Consider the following 15,784-nt stretch of genomic DNA (forward strand, 5'->3'; position numbering starts at 1 on the left):
GGTCGTTAATGACCTTCTAAATATAAGGAATATATTCAGGGTTGCATTTCTGTCTTGTTCTCATATAAGGTTGGAAATGTGTTCCGGAGCCTGCAGGGCAGGTCCCCGTTTTTGTTTTGCTGCCGCGCTTTTGTCTTGCGCGACAACTTCTATAACTTACCACAGCTTTTCGCTTCTGTCAACAACTTTTTTAAAAATTTTTTAAAAGTTTTTTCAGCGGCATTTCTTGCTGTGATTTGGGGAACAAAAAAATGAAACGAACCGTTCGGTTAGCTTGGATGGCTCATTTCATTTCTTTGAGCGGAGAAAGCGGGATTTGAACCCGCGCGCCGGTTTCCCGACCTACACCCTTAGCAGGGGCGCCTCTTCAGCCTCTTGAGTATTTCTCCAAGTACGTCTGAACTTCTTGCTTCCGTTTTATTTTTATCAAGCCCCCGTTTTTCAAAGGGCATATACTAATATATCAATGGTCATTCTGTTTGTCAACAAGTTTTTTCAGGTTTTTTGCCAGGCTTTTTTCAGGCTCCTCGACAGGTTTTTATCCAGAGCTTCATAAACTGTACCCTGTAGAATCACCAGTGTATTTTTCAGTGTTTAGCAGGTCTATTTTTTGTTCTTACGCTTGCATTCTTATTTATAATCAGCTATAAATAATATCAAAAATAGATACATTTTTTCTGTAATGTTTTCTGTAATGATGGTACAATGTATCTGTCGTTCGGAGTTCATGCTCTGCGGTGCGGTCATAATGTTATTTTCAGGCCGCCTTTTATCCCGTTTTATTCCCGCAGATCTCCGGCATCTCTGCCGCAGGGACCAGGAATAGCAATAATTATTTAAAGTAATTATTAAAATAAGTAACAAGTAGCATTAGGAACACTTGATAGAAACGGGCGCATCAGAGAACATCGGACAGCCTGCGCATTTAACCATTCACATTACCATTCACAAGTATTACAATTCGTTTCGGAGGTTTTTATGAAGAAGAAATTAGTCACATACCTGTTGATTTCCGCACTCGCTGTAACCGTTTTCGCCGGCTGCGGCAAAAAGGATGACGGCGGTGATGCTGCTGCAGCAGATGCTCCTGATGCAGGCGCCGTTGAGACTGTTGTTACCGAGGATGCTCCTGAGGAGACCGAGGAAGATATCGTTGAAGCAGTCGAAGAGACTGTCGAGGCCGATGCTGTAGAAGCCACAACCGCGATCGACGCTGCCGCTGCTGAGGCTGTTGAAGCTGCTGATACTGCAGTCGCGGCTGTAGCCGAAGAGTACACCGACGAGACCGAGGCAGAGGCTGCTGAAGCTGCAGATGCTGCTGTTACCGGCGAGGTTGCTGCAGACGAAACCGAGAAGGTCGTTCCCGCAAACGGCTCCCAGTACGAAGTCCGTTTCGGCGGAAACGTCTATTCCTCTCCTGAAGAGAACGATGCCAATATCCAGTACTTCGCAAATCCCGGCGATATCCTGAATATCGTTGAGCGCGTGGAAAATTCCAGCTGGTATAAAGTTACTTACTGGCTTGCCGGCGAAGGCATTGAGCATGAGGGCTATATCGAAATCGAGTAATCCCGCCTTCATTAGCTTCATTAGCAAAGATATTTCCACCATATTTTTGTGATAATTTATTTCGATTTATATCGGACTGAAGCCAAACGGCCGATGCAGCTGCCCAGAGCAATTGCATCGGCCGTTTTATTCTTCATCGCGCAATACCCGTGGCTTCAGACGTGGGATACAAGCGTAAAGAAGTTTTGTGGAACAATCCTGCCGGATCAGCAGCGGGAACTGCTGCAGGTAAAATAGATGATCTGGTATTTTCCGGCGGCTTCCTGTAAAAGCTGCAGGGCACCGGCAGTTTTTGCGTCGTCGAAGTTGGTAAAGGGATCATCCAGGATAAGGGGAGGGCATTCTCTCTGCCAGCCCTGATACATAGCGTCGGCCAGGGCAAAGCGAAGGCACAGGCCTGCGAGATCTCTGTATCCGGCGCTGAGAAGGGCTGTGTCGCGCTGTCTGCCCATTTCTTCCACGGTGACAGCTGCATTGGCATCTACCCGGATGCCTTCTGAAGATAATCCGGTGATCATCTCCCAGTATCCGGAAAAGCTCTCGCGGATCGGGTCTGCATAGCGCGCGGTCATTGCTTCTCTGGCCTTTTGCAGAAGGACAGCTGCTCTGGTGACCCGGCTGTATTTTGCGCGGTCTTCTTCCTGCTTTTTCTTCAGGGCGGACAGTCTCTGCAGGGCTGTCTCCTGCTCCTCCTGCTCTGTCCTCAGTTCTTCCAGTACATGGCTGTATTCCGCTGCCGCTTCTCTGCTTTTCAAAAGCTTTGCGTGGATTCTGTCAGCCCTGGCGCGCATCTCCGCAGAATCTCCCGGGAGCACATAATTTCCCGGCCGATCCTGCTCTCTTGGCCAATCCTGTTCTCCTGACCAATCTTGCTCTCTTGGCCAATTCGGTTCTCCTGGCCAATCCTGTTCTTCTGGTTGTTCCTGATCCTGGTTCTGCCGACATGTCTTTGCCGCCAGTTCCTCCTCAAATCCGCGCAGGTCCTCCTCTGCCTCCCTGACAAGGGAACAGGCATCCTCATAATCATCCGCGGCTTCGCGCAGGAATTCCAGCTGTGTTCTCAAATCCTCTTCCGGGGAAATTTCTTTTTGGGGAACTCCTGCTTCAAGCAGGAAAGCAGCGACAGGTCTGCGGGCTTCCGCCCACTTCGCATGGAGCTCTTCCAGCTTTCTTTCTTTTTCAAGCAGAATTCTGTACTCCCGCTCAATATTATCCCCGGAAGATAAAGCTTCAGTCCGGCAGCCGGCCGGATTCCGGCCGGGTTCTGAAGCACAATCTGAAAAAAGCCTTGAAACGTGTTTTGAACTATGCCTTGAAAAAGATTTTCTGTAAAACAGGTCAGCCGCCCCGGCTGCCGACAGGAGGCCTGCGGCTGCAATGAGTGCTCCGGCAAGCCTGAACGCAGGGAATTCCCCGGGAGAATGTGGAGCAAAGACCAGAACCGCGATTCCCGAAAGCAAAAGCACTGCTCCCACTGCTGCAAAGACAACAGCGGCCATTGTTCCGCGAAGTTCCTTTTCAGGTCCTTCCGCGAAGCTGTCCGCTCTGTCCGGTCCCTCCGCAAAGCCGTCCCGTCTGTCAGGTCCTTCCGCGAAGCTGTCCGATCTGTCCAGTCCTTCCGCGAAGCCGTCCGGTCTGTCCGGTCCTCCGCTGTTCTCGCAGATCTCCTCGAGCTCAGTCAGCCTGTTCTGTTCCTCCTCGCTGAGCATCATGTCCTCCATGCGGTCCTCGAGGCGCTCCATCTGCCTGCATTTTTTCAGGCATTCCTCCACTTCTTCCCGGGAGAGGATCCGGCCCGGAAAGAGGGATGCCGCCCGGGCGGCCTTCTCTCTGCGCTGTTCCAGCGTCCTGAGGAGCCGGTCTCTGATCTGACGCTCTCCCGCTGCGGCAGATTCTTTCTCCGCTTTCAGACGGGCATTTTCTTCCTTCTGCCGGATCCTTTCCATTTGAGCCTCGAGGTCCCGGAGCTCCGCTTCCAAAGACGCTGCCTCCCGGAGAGCGCCCTGGTGCCGTTCTGAGAATTTTCTGGTCTGTTCCCGTATTTCCTCACTGGCGGAAGCCTCTCTCTCGAGCCTTTTGATCTCTTCCTCTCTTCTGCGAATGCTCCCGGTCTGCCGCTTCGGGGAAAGTCTGTTTGCAGCTTCATGCAGGCGCTTCATGGCATCCTCATAACAGCCCATATCCCCTGCTGTATCTGTCAGATTCCCGATCAGGGCATTGATGTCATCGGTTGCTGCAGTGACACAGTCCTGCTGGCGTGTGTAGACAGTTCTGACAAAGGAGTCTCTGTCCATGCAGAAAAGCTCCTCCCCGATTCCTGTCGAATAATCAAAGCATGGGATGTTGGTATCCAGATCCCGCAGCTCAAATTCGTCCTCCGATTCGCGGCTGCCGAACATCCTGGTGATCTCATATCTCTTTCCATAGGCCTCGAAAGTGAGGCGGCCGCCGTACGCCCCGCCCTGCCAGGGTCTGTACCTGTGCCGCTCATTATCCTCCGGGCTTTTTTTCCTGGCTGCAGGAAGTCCGTAGAGCATTGCGCACAAAAAGGCGGCGAAAGTACTCTTTCCCCACCCGTTCTCCCGGCAGATCATATTCAGACCATCGGAAAAGCTGCAGTCAAGTCGGTGCAGTCGTCCGAAATTTTCTATATGGCACGAGATCAGTTTCATTGTTTTTCTATGTTTTCCTGGGTTGTCTCTGGGGTTCTCTGGGATTTTCTGGGGTTTTCTGGGGTTTTTCCGGGGTTTCTCTGGGGTTCTCTATGTTTTTCCGGGTCTCTCTGTGTTTTCCGGGTTTCTCTGCGTTTTCGGGTCTCTCTGTGTTTTCCGGGTTTCTCTGCGTTTCTCTAAAAGCCTGTCCTCAAAGTTTTTCTCCGTCCATTGCCTGGAATCCGCAGCGGATGACTTCTGTTTTTTCCTCCTCAGGAATGGAATCGTCTGCCATGACCAGGCGGACGAACTCCCCGCGCAGGGATTCGTCGTGGAGATAGTCTTCCGCGTCGATCCTGAAAGTCGTCTCATCGTGGAGTCTGGCAAAAAAGCAGCGCGCCTCCAGGTCTGTTCGAAGGTAGTCCGGATCCACCTCGCAGTCGACGTCCAGTTCTCCCCGGATCGTTATGTCCACCATGTCCTTTTCTGTACATGCCTTCGACTGGAGCGCGTCTCTGATCAGGTCATTGATCTGGGCTGTCGAGCGGCATCCTGTCACATCAACATCGACTGCATACAGGGTCCTCCGGGCAAAAGGGACAAAGCGGGCACTGAACCGGAGTTTCTTTTCATCGATGTCCAAAAGCACGAAGCCATGTGGTCCGCTTTCGTCAAACCCCCGTCCCTCCAGACAGCCTGGATAGCAATATACGCCGCGGCTGTCCAGTTTCGCGTATTTATAGGAATGAACATGGCCCAAAGCGAGATAATCTATCCCTTTTCCCTGCAGAGCACGGATGCTGATGGGGACTGCGTACGCGGAATGGCCGGAAGCCGCGGCTACGGTTCCTCCCGTCTCCTGCCCATGCAGCATTACGATATTGAACAGGCCGGGTTCCAAGCGAAGGGCGGACAGAGCATGGGAAAGGTTTTCCCGGGTCAGTTCTATACCGGTGATCATGATCCGTCCATTTGCCCCCTCCTGCCAGGATTTCCAGCGGTTCCCGAACAGAAACAGGTTACGGGGTCTGCTGCTGTCTGTATAATCTCCCTTGTCGTGATTTCCCCGCAGATAATAAAACCGGATCTGCGGATGGGCGGCGATCACGGACAAAACCGTGCTTCTCGCAAGAGCGGAAACCATATCCCTGTCGAAAAGATCTCCGGCGATGAGGACGGCTTCCACCCCGTTTTCCTCCGCATACCCGGCGAGGCGCTCAAAATTGCGCAGCAGCTCATCGCGGCGGCGCTTGGCCTGTTCCCGGCCCAAGTGTGTGTTCAACCTGGAATCCAGATGCAGGTCTGCACAGTGGATCAGTTTCATGGATCAGCAGCTCCTCCTGAACCTGCGGCGAAATTTGGACGCAGGTATGGTTTTCTTCTTTTTCTTCTTTTTCTTCTCTAAAACAGCGGACAGTATATTGAAAATAGCGGACAGTATATTGCGGGCAGTCTTATTGAACTTTTATACCGGCCGGACTGCGTCTGCAGAGGCCGTTTTTCAGACTGTTTTTCAAGCTGTTTTTCACTATGTTTTTCACTATGTTTTTTCAGTCTGATTTCAATCTGTTTTTTCAGTCTCTTATAGTTCCCGGCCGCGCTGTGACTGCTGGTACCTTCTGTCCAGCCCGGTCTCCTGGTCTTCTCCGGGAAGTTCTCTGAAAAACTTTATGACAAGGGGCGCACAGAGAAGGCAGGTCAGCATGTCGGACCACATCTGGGCACTCTGTATTCCGAGCAGGCCGATGAAGCGCGGCAGGATGATCAGAAGGGGGATGTAGCACAGGCCGCTCCTGAGGGTTGCCATAAAGGAGGCCTCCCGGCTTTTTCCGACACTCTGGAACATCATGCTGGCACACACGCTGAAGGGCAGAAAGAAGACCGCCGCGCACTGAAAGCGCAGAGCCAGGGCTCCGATCTCCACGACACGGGGATCGTCGCGGAAAATATGGACGACAGGCCCCGGTGAGATCGCTCCCAGCACACTCAGGGTCCCCAGGATCATAAGGCCCAGGCGCAGGGTGAAAAAGAAGGCTTTGCGTACCCGGGCATATTTTTTCGCGCCGTAATTATAGGCTGACACAGGCTGAAGTCCCTGGCCGATCCCGATCATGGCAGAGCCGATGAACATGGTGATGCGGCCCACAATGGCCATCGCAGCGATCGCCGCGTCTCCGTAGGGCATGGCACAGTTGTTGAGGGTCATGGTGGAAATACTGCTCAGCATCTGGCGGATCAGGCTGGGGAAGCCCACTCTGAGGATTTCCGCCAGCTCCCCGGGGTCTTTTGTGACCTTCCACAGGGAAATGCAGGTGATCGTTTTGTTGCTCATAAATATGAACAGGAGGATCCCGAAGCTGATATACTGGGAGATCGCTGTAGACAGACCGGCTCCATCGATCCCCAGCCCCAGGCCGAACATAAGGATGGGGTCGCCGATCATGTTCAGGACGCCGCCAGACACCAGGCCGATCATGGCCAGGGCAGCCTTTCCCTCATAGCGCATGACATTATTGAGGACACAGCTGCACATCAGGGCCGGGCCGGAAACGAGGATATAGGCGGCGTAATTTTTTGAGAAAGGAAGGATCGTATCCGTGCTGCCCATCAGGCGCATCAGCGGAGTCAAAGAGAGGAAGCAGACCGCACTCAGGACAAGGCTGAAAACCAGGGCTGTAAAAAAGGCAGTGGACAGCAGTCTGTCCGCCGTCTCCTTCTCCCCCTTTCCGAGATGAATACTGATCAGACTTCCGGAGCCGTGGCCGAGCATGAAGCCGAAGGCCTGGATGATGGACTGGACGCCGAGCACGATGCCGATGGCGGCGCTCGCACTGGTTCCCAGTTTTCCCACAAAAAAAGCATCCACCAGGTTGTAGATCATCGTGACCATCATACTGATGACGGTAGGCACTGCCAGAGACGGAATCAGCCGCTCCACTGGTGTCAGAACCAGCTTTTCATACTGTTTTAGCTCCTTCTGATTCATTTTCCATTCCTCTTGGGGTCCTTATTCATCGGGCATGCCGGGGGAGCCCGGCTCCGCCAGACGAGTAAAAGTCAAAGGTGATCTCCGTTTCTTTTCGTTTGCCTTTAGTCTGCCTTTGTTTATCATCCGGTTTACAGCCTCCGCAGTTCATAGAGGTCTGTCCTGCGGTGGGCGAGGAGGGGAAGCTCTCTGCGCACTTTCTCAAGATAGTCCAGATCAATTTCCACGATGCGGACATCTTCTTTCTCCTCCATCTGCATCATGACAGTTCCCCAGGGATCGACCACGATGGAGTGTCCCCAGGAAATATAAGAACTCCCGGGATCGCGGGCGGGCGCGGTGCCGATGACATAGCACTGGCTCTCGACTGCCCGCTGGCGGAACATGAGCTCCCAGTGGGCGGGTCCGGTCGTCATATTAAAAGCCGCAGGGACAAGGATCACTTTTGCCCCGTCCTGGGCCATGAGCCTGGCTGTCTCGGGAAAACGGAAATCATAGCACACGCACAGGCCGACGCGGCAGAATTCAGTGTCAAAACAACCGATCTGGTTCCCGGGCGTCAGGGTATCAGACTCTCTGAAGCACTGACCACCCGAGACCTGGATATCAAACATATGGGCCTTGCGGTGTTTGCCGATCTGCCTGCCGTCCCGGCCGAATACATAAGCGGTGTTGTAGACGAGGTCTGCCTTTCCCGCCGGCTCAGCCGGTTTCACCTGTTTCGCCGGTTCTGAAGACTCCGGGATGTTCTCTCCTCTTTCCGCAGACTCAGAACCGCCGGCTTCCCGTTTTACTGATTCCGGTATGCTCCCCGCGCTCAGATAGATCCCGTATTCTGCCGCCAGCGCGGAGAGTGCCTGCCAGGTGGGACCGCCCTCCGGTTCCGCATAGAGCGGGAAGTTTTTTGTCTCATAGGGACAGGCAAACATCTCCGGAAGCGTCACAAGATCCGCTCCTTCCGTGCGGCCGGAAGAAAGAATGTCCTCCAGCTGGCGGATATTTTTTTCCTTGTCCGCAAAAACCTTTGTCTGCAGAATGGCTGCTTTGATCTTCATAGGGTTTCCTCCTGCGGAAAATCATTTCTCTCCGGGGAACAATTCCGGACATTTTCAGGAAAAGGCTTAGGAAAAGGCTTACAGCCATCACATCCTTCTGTCCATCTGCCTGTCCATAAGAGCTTTTTCCTTCTGTTCCTTCGCGACACGTTCCATCACCTTTCCCACGACCCAGTCGTGAAAGCTGAGCGAGATATAGGCAAAGCCGAGGAGCATGAAAAGGGGCGGGATCACAAAAAGCAGAACGATAGTCAGGATGCTGTTCACGAGGCGGGACCTGGGTCCGAAGGCGCGGAGCAGAAACAGTACCGCAATATAGCCGAAACAGACCAGATACATGTAGGCGCACAGGCTCCCCACCTGTCCGACGACCCTCATGATCTCCTGTCTGCCCGTCATCTGGGGCATGGCAAGCGTTGAGTTTCCAAACAGGTAAAAGATAAATGCCGCGGCACCTGACCAGCGGGGCGGATAAAAGGAATGGACCGGAGCGGGCTTCTGGATGGGGAAACGGAGCCTGCGCAGGATGATGAGACTCAGCTGGCAGACGACGAAGCCCTCCACGATGCCCATAAAAATCATGGAAATGATAAACATGCGCATCAGGGTATCCGGTTTGAGAAGCATTTCCATTGCCTGTCTCTGCTCCTCGGGAATCCCTCCTCCCATAGCGCTCACACGGTCAAAGGCCTCTCTCATCGCGGTCTGCATGGCATTGAGGTCATCCTGGAGATCGATCCCGAACAGGGAAGCCAGGACAACGCTGCTCAGCAGATTTGAGATCGTACTCAGCACCATCACCAAAAGCATTGTCTTTGTGCTGTCCCGCTTTGCATGCAGGCAGCTCCCGTAAACAACACCGATGAAGGACTGGGAAGCCGCATAAAAGGCCGAAGTAAAAATTCCGCAGAAAATCGAGATCAAAACTGTGCAGACAAAGACCGGAATGCTGTCCTTCCATCCGTATTTCGCGGAAAAAGCGACCATGGGGATCGGAAACAGGAAGAGAAAAGTCCCCTCGAGCATTCCTCCCGTCTGACGGTTCAGAAGCAGCAGGACGCCGAAAACAGCGACGAGCAGCGCTCCAAAGGTTAGTTTTTGTGTGTTTTCATTCATATTTTTTAGGTTTCTTACAGGTTCTTATAGGTTTCTTATAGGTCTTTATTTGTTTTCCTTCTGTATCTGGCGGGTCTGGTATTTTTTTATACAGACAGCTATTTTACACAGACAGCTATTCAGTAAGCTTTTGTTTTCTGCACAGACAATTGCCCGGGCAGTTAGTTCTCCGCTTGCTGCGCAGGCAGGCATTCACGCAGCCCTCTGTCTTTCAAGGTACACTGAGGGTTCAGATCCTGGCCACTCCGCTGTCTCTGGCCGCCTGTGCCACTGCCGCTGCGACGGCGTCCTTGAGGCGGGGATCAAATGCCGTGGGGAGGATGTATTCGGCACAGAGTTTATCCTCTGTAACAAGACCTGCGATTGCTTTTGCCGCTGCGATCTTCATGGCATCATTGATATCAGAGGCGCGCACATCCATCGCCGCGCGGAAGATGCCGGGGAAGCACAGAACGTTGTTGACCTGGTTGGGATAATCGGAGCGTCCTGTGGCGATGACAGCGGCGCCGGCAGCTTTTGCCTCGTCGGGATAGATCTCCGGGACAGGATTGGCGCAGGCAAAAACGATGGGGTCCTTTGCCATGGAGCGGACCATGTCCTGCGTCAGCATACCGGGCGCGGAGACGCCGATGAAGACATCCGCTCCCTTTATGACATCAGCGAGGGACCCGGCTCTGCGCTCAAGGTTTGTGATCTTTGCCATCTCTTCCTTGATGGGATTAAGTCCGTCACGGCCTTCATAGATCGCTCCCTTGCGGTCAGTCAGGATGACATTTTTGAGGCCCATGGCCATGAGGAGGCGGATGATGGCGATTCCCGCAGCTCCAGCGCCGGAGGTAACGATACTGATGTCCTCGATCTTTTTGCCCACGACCTTGAGAGCATTGATCAGGGCGGCCAGCATGGTCACTGCCGTGCCGTGCTGGTCATCGTGGAAGATCGGGATATCGCATCTTTCTTTCAGTTTTCTTTCTATTTCAAAACAGCGGGGCGCGGAAATATCCTCCAGGTTGATGCCGCCGAAAGATCCCGCCAGAAGGGCTACTGTGTCCACGATCGTGTCCACATCTTTCGAGCGGATGCAGAGGGGGACGGCATCCACATCGCCGAAAGCCTTGAGCAGCACGCATTTGCCCTCCATGACGGGCATGCCCGCTTCCGGACCGATGTCTCCGAGCCCCAGGATCGCCGTGCCGTCTGTCACGACTGCAACCGTATTCCAGCGTCTCGTATAGATATAGGATTTATCCACATCCTTCTGAATCTCCAGGCAGGGCGCCGCGACTCCCGGCGTATAGGCAATGCTCAGGGCATCCGCGCTGTCCACGTTTGTCCGCAGCGCAGTCTCGATCTTGCCTCTCCACTCTTTATGCTTTTCCAATGCAACCTGAGTATAATCCATCCTGTTCTCCTCTCTGATATTAATAAAAATCTTTCATAAAAATCATTGTTCAAAACAATCATCCCTGAAACATCATTCTCAAAAATGATCATTCTCAAAAACTCTTATGAATATAGCACCTATTTTCTGACTGGTAAAGAAAAAACCAGTGGCTTCCGGAGGTGCAGAAGTCAGGAGTATTCATTCGGACAGAAAAATTGTCGGTTTCTGACAGAACAGAAATCAAGAGCTTTCATCCGGACAAAAAAATTGTCGGTTTCTGGCAGAGCAGAAATCAGGAGCTTTCATCCGGACAAAAAAATTGTCGGTTTCTGGCGGAGCAGAAAAAACCAACAGCTTCCGACGGGGCACTGATCATCCCCGGCCGGAAGCTGTCATTTTTAAAATAATTATCTCATCTCCAGTAAATTCCTGTGCGTTTTCTGCGGGATCCTTCTGCCAGATACAGGAACAGGTTTTTCCAGAGGATTATCTGGCTTCGCCCAGGACGTCGTCCGCGATGGATCTGACCGTCGCGGCAGATTTGCGGATCTCATCCAGCTCATCTTCATTCATGGCTACAGGGACCAGGCACTCGACACCATCCGCTCCTACTACAGCAGGCATGGAAAGGGCAATGCCATCGATATCAAAGGCGCCGTACATCAGGGACGAGACAGAAAGCACTGCCTTCTCGTCGCGGACGATCGCCTCGCAGACCCTGCGGGTAGCCATGGCAACGCCGTAGAAAGTGCTGTCTTTTCTTCCACTGAGCTCACCGGCATCCTTGCGCACATCCTTTATGATCTCTTTCAGGAAATCATCGGGGTCCTGATAGCCGCGCATCTCGAAAAATTCGCGGAGCGGCACACCGGACACGCGGGCGCTGGACCAGATCGGGACCTCGGACCGTCCATGCTCACCTACGATAAAGGCATGCACATTGCGGGCATCCACGTTGAGTTTTTTGCCCAGGAGATATTTGACACGAGCCGTATCCAGAATGGTACCGATACCCATAATACGGCTTTCGGGGATCTCGATATATTTCAGTGTGGAATAGGTCAGGATATCGTTAGGATTTGTGACGACCAGGAAAATCGCCTCGGTGTTGCGCTTTGCGACCTCCGGAATGATCGATTCAAAAACATTGACATTTTTGCGGATGAACTCCATGCGGGAATCGGTCTTGAGCCTGGGCTCACCGGCCGCCAGTATGACAATGCCGGCATCGGCCAGATCATCGTATCCGCCCGCGTAGATGTTCATGGATTTTGTAAAAGAGATTCCGTAGGCAAGATCCAGAGCCACCCGGTCCGCTCTCCCTGCAAGGGAATCGATCAGGACCATCTCTGAAAATAATCCGCTCTGCATCAGCGCAAAGCTCACAGCCGATCCGGAACGGCCGCATCCGACAATTGCCACTTTCCTATTATTTACTGCCATCGTATCTGATCCTCCTTGCATTCTCATTCGAATGAATCACAGGGACAGCATGCATCCCGGGCATGCCGCCATAGCACAGATTTTCCACCGGAGCGCCCTGCTGCCGGTATATACCCAGGTATAGTTACAATCTACAGTTTCTATGGAATGTGTACAGTGACTGTGTATATTTTATTATAGCAAATTTTAGTGAAATAGCATAATACAAACGCAGATTTCCTATATTTTTTGTGAAAAATAATCCATTTTCTGATGATTTCACTGTCTGTTCCTGAGTTATTTCAGAGTTATTCCAGATGGCGTGAAGCCATTTCTCCCCCCTGTCTGAAAGAGGCGGCAATGAAGGCCATAAAGACGATGCTGTTACCGCCCGGGGACTTAAAAAAGGCCGAAAAAAGGAACCTGGGCAGCCCCGGTTCCTTTTTACATCACTTATTTACATTGCTTATTATCCGGATTCTTATCCAGATCCTTATTTATATCAGACATGCCCGCAGATCAGATTACAATCAGATCTCGATCAGGCCAAGCTCGACATTGAGGTATCTGGCAACTTCCTCAGCGTCCAGGCCGTGTACCGCGCAGGCCTCGGCGAGGGATTCCATCTGAGAAGCGGGGCAGCTGACACAGCCCATGCCGCAGTTCATCAGAAGGAAGGTTGCATCGGGATATTTCTTGATGATGTTGGCAATCAGCATATCACCGGTAACGGGTTCTTTATTCATTGTTGTGTTTTCCATTGTTAACCTCCTCAGGAATTGTACTCTGTACGTAAACTGGCACTATTTTGTAAGATTATTCAGTCAGTAATAAGATGACGGCTGCCCCTGCCTGATCGGCCGGCTGCCTGATCTTATTTATATAAAGCGCTATACGCGAATGAAATTCTATCAGTCTATATACGTTTCTGTCAAGTCCCGGCCGGGAGCCGCGGGAATTCCTGGGCTGATCTACGCATGGCCGGCGGCCTCAGATCCCGTTTCCCAGAACAATAAGGTAATAGAGATAGTAGATTCCTGACAGCAGGTGCAGACCCAGCACTGCGCCGCACAGGGAAAAGGTCATTATTGAAACTGCCTTCTTCACGCCTCCTGCTCCCTCATTCAGGGAATGGGCCCACAGGGTAAACAGCCGGATGCCGGAAAACCAGATAAAGTACAGACCCAGGATATAGCCCCAGTTGAAATTGCCGTGGGTCATCCTGGATCCGCTCTCGGCAAGAAGGAATTTTTCCGCCATGCCGACGAGAAGCATGAGCCAGGCAAAAAAATCCGTCCAGTCAAAGGTGCGCCGGAAGATACTGAACAGGCAGGTCAGGAGCGGGAAAGCTATCACCAGCAGGGTGGAGACTGCGATATTATCCGTATATAGTCCCGCTACCTTGAAAGGGGCAAAGACCACCCCGGCCGCGTCGCTGTTGGAACCGCTGTAAAAAGCGGAAAAGAACTGGGCTCCCATCAGGGCGCAGGACGGCAGGCAGCAGACAAGGAGCTGCATGCCCAGCGGGAAATTGCGTCCGCGGTAAACAAAGAGCCAGAGGAACATCAGCAGGAAAATAGCGGGATAAAAAATCTGTACAAAACTGGGCTTGGAAAGGTTGGAAAGAAGCAAGAGGACTGCGATCAGCACTCCCTTCCAGACCCGCAGGCCGTTCTTTTTGCGGAAGCCCCCGCGCTGCACGCGAAGGCACTCTCCCATTACAATCATGACGATAAGAAGGCCGATCGGCCTGACGATCAAGGTCGTCGGATTATGCCAGGGATTGGGAGACCCCTGCCCGAGGTATGGTTTGGCATTAAACCAGGGCACATAGATGGCACTGGCAAAGCTCAGCGCTGTCGCGGCCAGGGCCGCACCCAGAACGGTGATCCTGCCTGTCCGTGCCCCCTTGCTTTTCACGGCTCCCGCGGCAGCAGTTCCATCTTTCGAAACAGGACCGGCCAGTGCGGGCTGTGAAGAGAGGGTGGAGCTCCCGTCGATCTCTGCAGTGGCGGTCAACGGACCGCCGGGCAGGGAGGAGTCGTCTGACCTGGGGGAAACATTTGGCCGGGATGCGGCATCTGACCCGGGCGAAACGTCTGACCGGGATGAAACATCTGACTGGGACAGCCCGTCTGGCAAAGGGGCTTCGTCTAACCTGGATGAAATTTCTGGTCCAGGCGAAAGGTCTGACCGGGATGGAGCATCTGACTCGGGCGAAAGGTCTGACCGGGATGTAATATCTGACTGGGGCGAAACGTTTGACCGGGATGTGGTATCTGACTGGGATAATCCGTCTGTTACTCCAGTGGATTCCCCGGAAACTATAAGGGAGCCTGCGTTTGCTTTTTTCCGGCGCCGTCCGCGTATACTCACCGGATGGTACAGAAAATGGGCTGCCAGCAGGCAGGTCAGGGCGCACAGGCCTCCCGACACCAGTCCCGCCGCTTTTTCAGCGGAAAATCCCGTGACATTCATCAAAGCGTGCACCAGGATGTGCCATACCGGCTCCGGGTGCTCCCTGAGCATGCGGACAGGATCGCTCCAGTCCAGATCCCTGGCGATCCCCACGTGGATCCCGTAGTCGACCGAAACATAGCTCACCTTGTAAGCCGCATAAAAAACTCCGGCAGCCCCGGCCAGCAGAATCAGGATCCCGATCACCTTTGACAGGGTCCCCTCTTTTCTGTCCTCTCTCTGTCCGCTCATAATCCCCTCCATGATTTGAATTCCTTCAGTTCAGCCCGGTTCTGCCCTCAGTCCAGTCCTTTATGCCCTCAGTCCAGACCTTTGATCCTGGCAATTATCGAGTAGATAAAAAATGCCGCCATATTGCACAAAACAATGCTTGCGCCCGTGGGTGTCGCGTACAGATACGAAATCACCAGGCCAAGCAGGAGGCAGACAACTGAGACCACTGCCGCGCTGATCATGACACTTCGAAAAGTTTTGCACAGGCGCATGGAAGTCATCGCAGGGAAAACCACCAGGCTGGAAATCAGGAGCGATCCCATCATGCGCATTCCGATCACGATCACAAGAGCTGTCAGGAGCGCGATCAGGGAATTGTAGGTCCCCGCAGGAATACCGGTCGCCCGTGTAAAATTCTCATCAAAGGTCACTGCGAAGATCCTGTGATAAAAGAAAACAAACAGAGTCAGGACGACCAGCGAAACTGCCACTGTGATCCACACGTCACTGCCGGACATACTCAGTATACTCCCAAAAAGGTAATTATACACGTCTGTATTCATCCCGGTTGTCATGGATACGACAGTCACACCTACCGCCAGAGCCCCCGTAGAGATCAGAGCGATGGCAGAATCCCCCCTGACATGGCTGGTCTCACGCAGACGCAGTAGAAAAAAGGCGGCGAGGACGACCACCGGAATCGCTATAACAAGCGGGGCCGCGTTCATCGCGGAGGCAATGGCAAGCGCCCCGAACCCTACATGGGACAGGCCGTCTCCGATCATCGAATAGCGCTTGAGAACCAGAGTGACCCCCAGGACCGCGGCGCACAGGGCGATCAGCGCGCCGACCAGGAGCGCGCGGACCATAAATGGATAGGAAAACATTTCTGTGATCAGGTATAACAATG

The 15,784-nt window shown here is 52.9% G+C and carries 11 protein-coding genes and 1 tRNA gene; 1 reads left to right on the plus strand and 11 read right to left on the minus strand.

What is annotated here, in order from left to right:
* Window positions 1-301: 301 nt before the first annotated feature.
* Window positions 302-389: transfer RNA gene (locus tag BLT02_RS03385), tRNA-Ser, on the minus strand.
* 589 nt (window positions 390-978) lie between these two features.
* Here BLT02_RS03385 and BLT02_RS03390 point away from each other — a divergent pair.
* A complete protein-coding gene (locus tag BLT02_RS03390; RefSeq protein WP_092991573.1) occupies window positions 979-1,569 on the plus strand; it encodes a hypothetical protein in 591 nt (196 codons plus the stop codon).
* 206 nt (window positions 1,570-1,775) lie between these two features.
* On the opposite strand, the gene BLT02_RS03395 is transcribed toward BLT02_RS03390, so the two are convergent.
* From BLT02_RS03395 to BLT02_RS03450, 10 genes are all read right to left on the minus strand, one after another.
* Entirely contained in the window at window positions 1,776-4,241 is a 2,466-nt protein-coding gene (locus BLT02_RS03395) for an ATP-binding protein (protein ID WP_092991575.1), read from the minus strand.
* A 190-nt stretch (window positions 4,242-4,431) separates the two neighbouring features.
* The gene (locus BLT02_RS03400) at window positions 4,432-5,544 is read right to left on the minus strand and encodes a metallophosphoesterase family protein (RefSeq protein WP_092991577.1); all 1,113 of its coding nucleotides are present in this window, start codon (window positions 5,542-5,544) and stop codon (window positions 4,432-4,434) included.
* Between the two features lie 258 nt (window positions 5,545-5,802).
* Window positions 5,803-7,206 (minus strand): MATE family efflux transporter, encoded by a 1,404-nt coding sequence (locus BLT02_RS03410; RefSeq protein ID WP_092991581.1) that lies wholly within the window; start codon window positions 7,204-7,206, stop codon window positions 5,803-5,805.
* A 131-nt stretch (window positions 7,207-7,337) separates the two neighbouring features.
* Window positions 7,338-8,261 (minus strand): carbon-nitrogen hydrolase family protein, encoded by a 924-nt coding sequence (locus BLT02_RS03415; RefSeq protein WP_092991583.1) that lies wholly within the window; start codon window positions 8,259-8,261, stop codon window positions 7,338-7,340.
* Window positions 8,262-8,348: 87 nt separating this feature from the next.
* Complete coding sequence (locus tag BLT02_RS03420; RefSeq protein ID WP_092991585.1) at window positions 8,349-9,377, minus strand: DUF2232 domain-containing protein; 1,029 nt, start codon at window positions 9,375-9,377, stop codon at window positions 8,349-8,351.
* Window positions 9,378-9,606: 229 nt separating this feature from the next.
* Window positions 9,607-10,779: an NAD(P)-dependent malic enzyme gene (locus BLT02_RS03425; protein WP_092991587.1), complete on the minus strand. Its 1,173-nt coding sequence runs from the start codon at window positions 10,777-10,779 to the stop codon at window positions 9,607-9,609.
* Between the two features lie 468 nt (window positions 10,780-11,247).
* Entirely contained in the window at window positions 11,248-12,204 is a 957-nt protein-coding gene (locus BLT02_RS03435) for a lactate/malate family dehydrogenase (protein ID WP_092991591.1), read from the minus strand.
* A gap of 509 nt (window positions 12,205-12,713) precedes the next feature.
* Window positions 12,714-12,944 (minus strand): DUF1858 domain-containing protein, encoded by a 231-nt coding sequence (locus BLT02_RS03440; protein ID WP_092991592.1) that lies wholly within the window; start codon window positions 12,942-12,944, stop codon window positions 12,714-12,716.
* Window positions 12,945-13,173: 229 nt separating this feature from the next.
* On the minus strand, window positions 13,174-14,892 hold the full coding sequence (locus tag BLT02_RS03445; RefSeq protein WP_092991594.1) for a hypothetical protein: 1,719 nt from the start codon (window positions 14,890-14,892) through the stop codon (window positions 13,174-13,176).
* A 68-nt stretch (window positions 14,893-14,960) separates the two neighbouring features.
* A complete protein-coding gene (locus BLT02_RS03450) occupies window positions 14,961-15,782 on the minus strand; it encodes a metal ABC transporter permease (RefSeq protein WP_175453669.1) in 822 nt (273 codons plus the stop codon).
* Window positions 15,783-15,784: the final 2 nt, after the last annotated feature.

The organism is Sarcina sp. DSM 11001 (assembly GCF_900101015.1).
Lineage (GTDB): Bacteria > Bacillota > Clostridia > Lachnospirales > Lachnospiraceae > CAG-791.

What these genes read in the sequence shown, in the direction of transcription:
- BLT02_RS03440 (WP_092991592.1), bottom strand. Translation starts at nt 12,944, where the DNA reads ATGGAAAACACAACAATGAATAAAGAACCCGTTACCGGTGATATGCTG.
- BLT02_RS03400 (WP_092991577.1), bottom strand. Translation starts at nt 5,544, where the DNA reads ATGAAACTGATCCACTGTGCAGACCTGCATCTGGATTCCAGGTTGAAC.
- BLT02_RS03420 (WP_092991585.1), bottom strand. Translation starts at nt 9,377, where the DNA reads ATGAATGAAAACACACAAAAACTAACCTTTGGAGCGCTGCTCGTCGCT.
- BLT02_RS03415 (WP_092991583.1), bottom strand. Translation starts at nt 8,261, where the DNA reads ATGAAGATCAAAGCAGCCATTCTGCAGACAAAGGTTTTTGCGGACAAG.
- BLT02_RS03395 (WP_092991575.1), bottom strand. Translation starts at nt 4,241, where the DNA reads ATGAAACTGATCTCGTGCCATATAGAAAATTTCGGACGACTGCACCGA.
- BLT02_RS03445 (WP_092991594.1), bottom strand. Translation starts at nt 14,892, where the DNA reads ATGAGCGGACAGAGAGAGGACAGAAAAGAGGGGACCCTGTCAAAGGTG.
- BLT02_RS03390 (WP_092991573.1), top strand. Translation starts at nt 979, where the DNA reads ATGAAGAAGAAATTAGTCACATACCTGTTGATTTCCGCACTCGCTGTA.
- BLT02_RS03410 (WP_092991581.1), bottom strand. Translation starts at nt 7,206, where the DNA reads ATGAATCAGAAGGAGCTAAAACAGTATGAAAAGCTGGTTCTGACACCA.
- BLT02_RS03425 (WP_092991587.1), bottom strand. Translation starts at nt 10,779, where the DNA reads ATGGATTATACTCAGGTTGCATTGGAAAAGCATAAAGAGTGGAGAGGC.
- BLT02_RS03435 (WP_092991591.1), bottom strand. Translation starts at nt 12,204, where the DNA reads ATGGCAGTAAATAATAGGAAAGTGGCAATTGTCGGATGCGGCCGTTCC.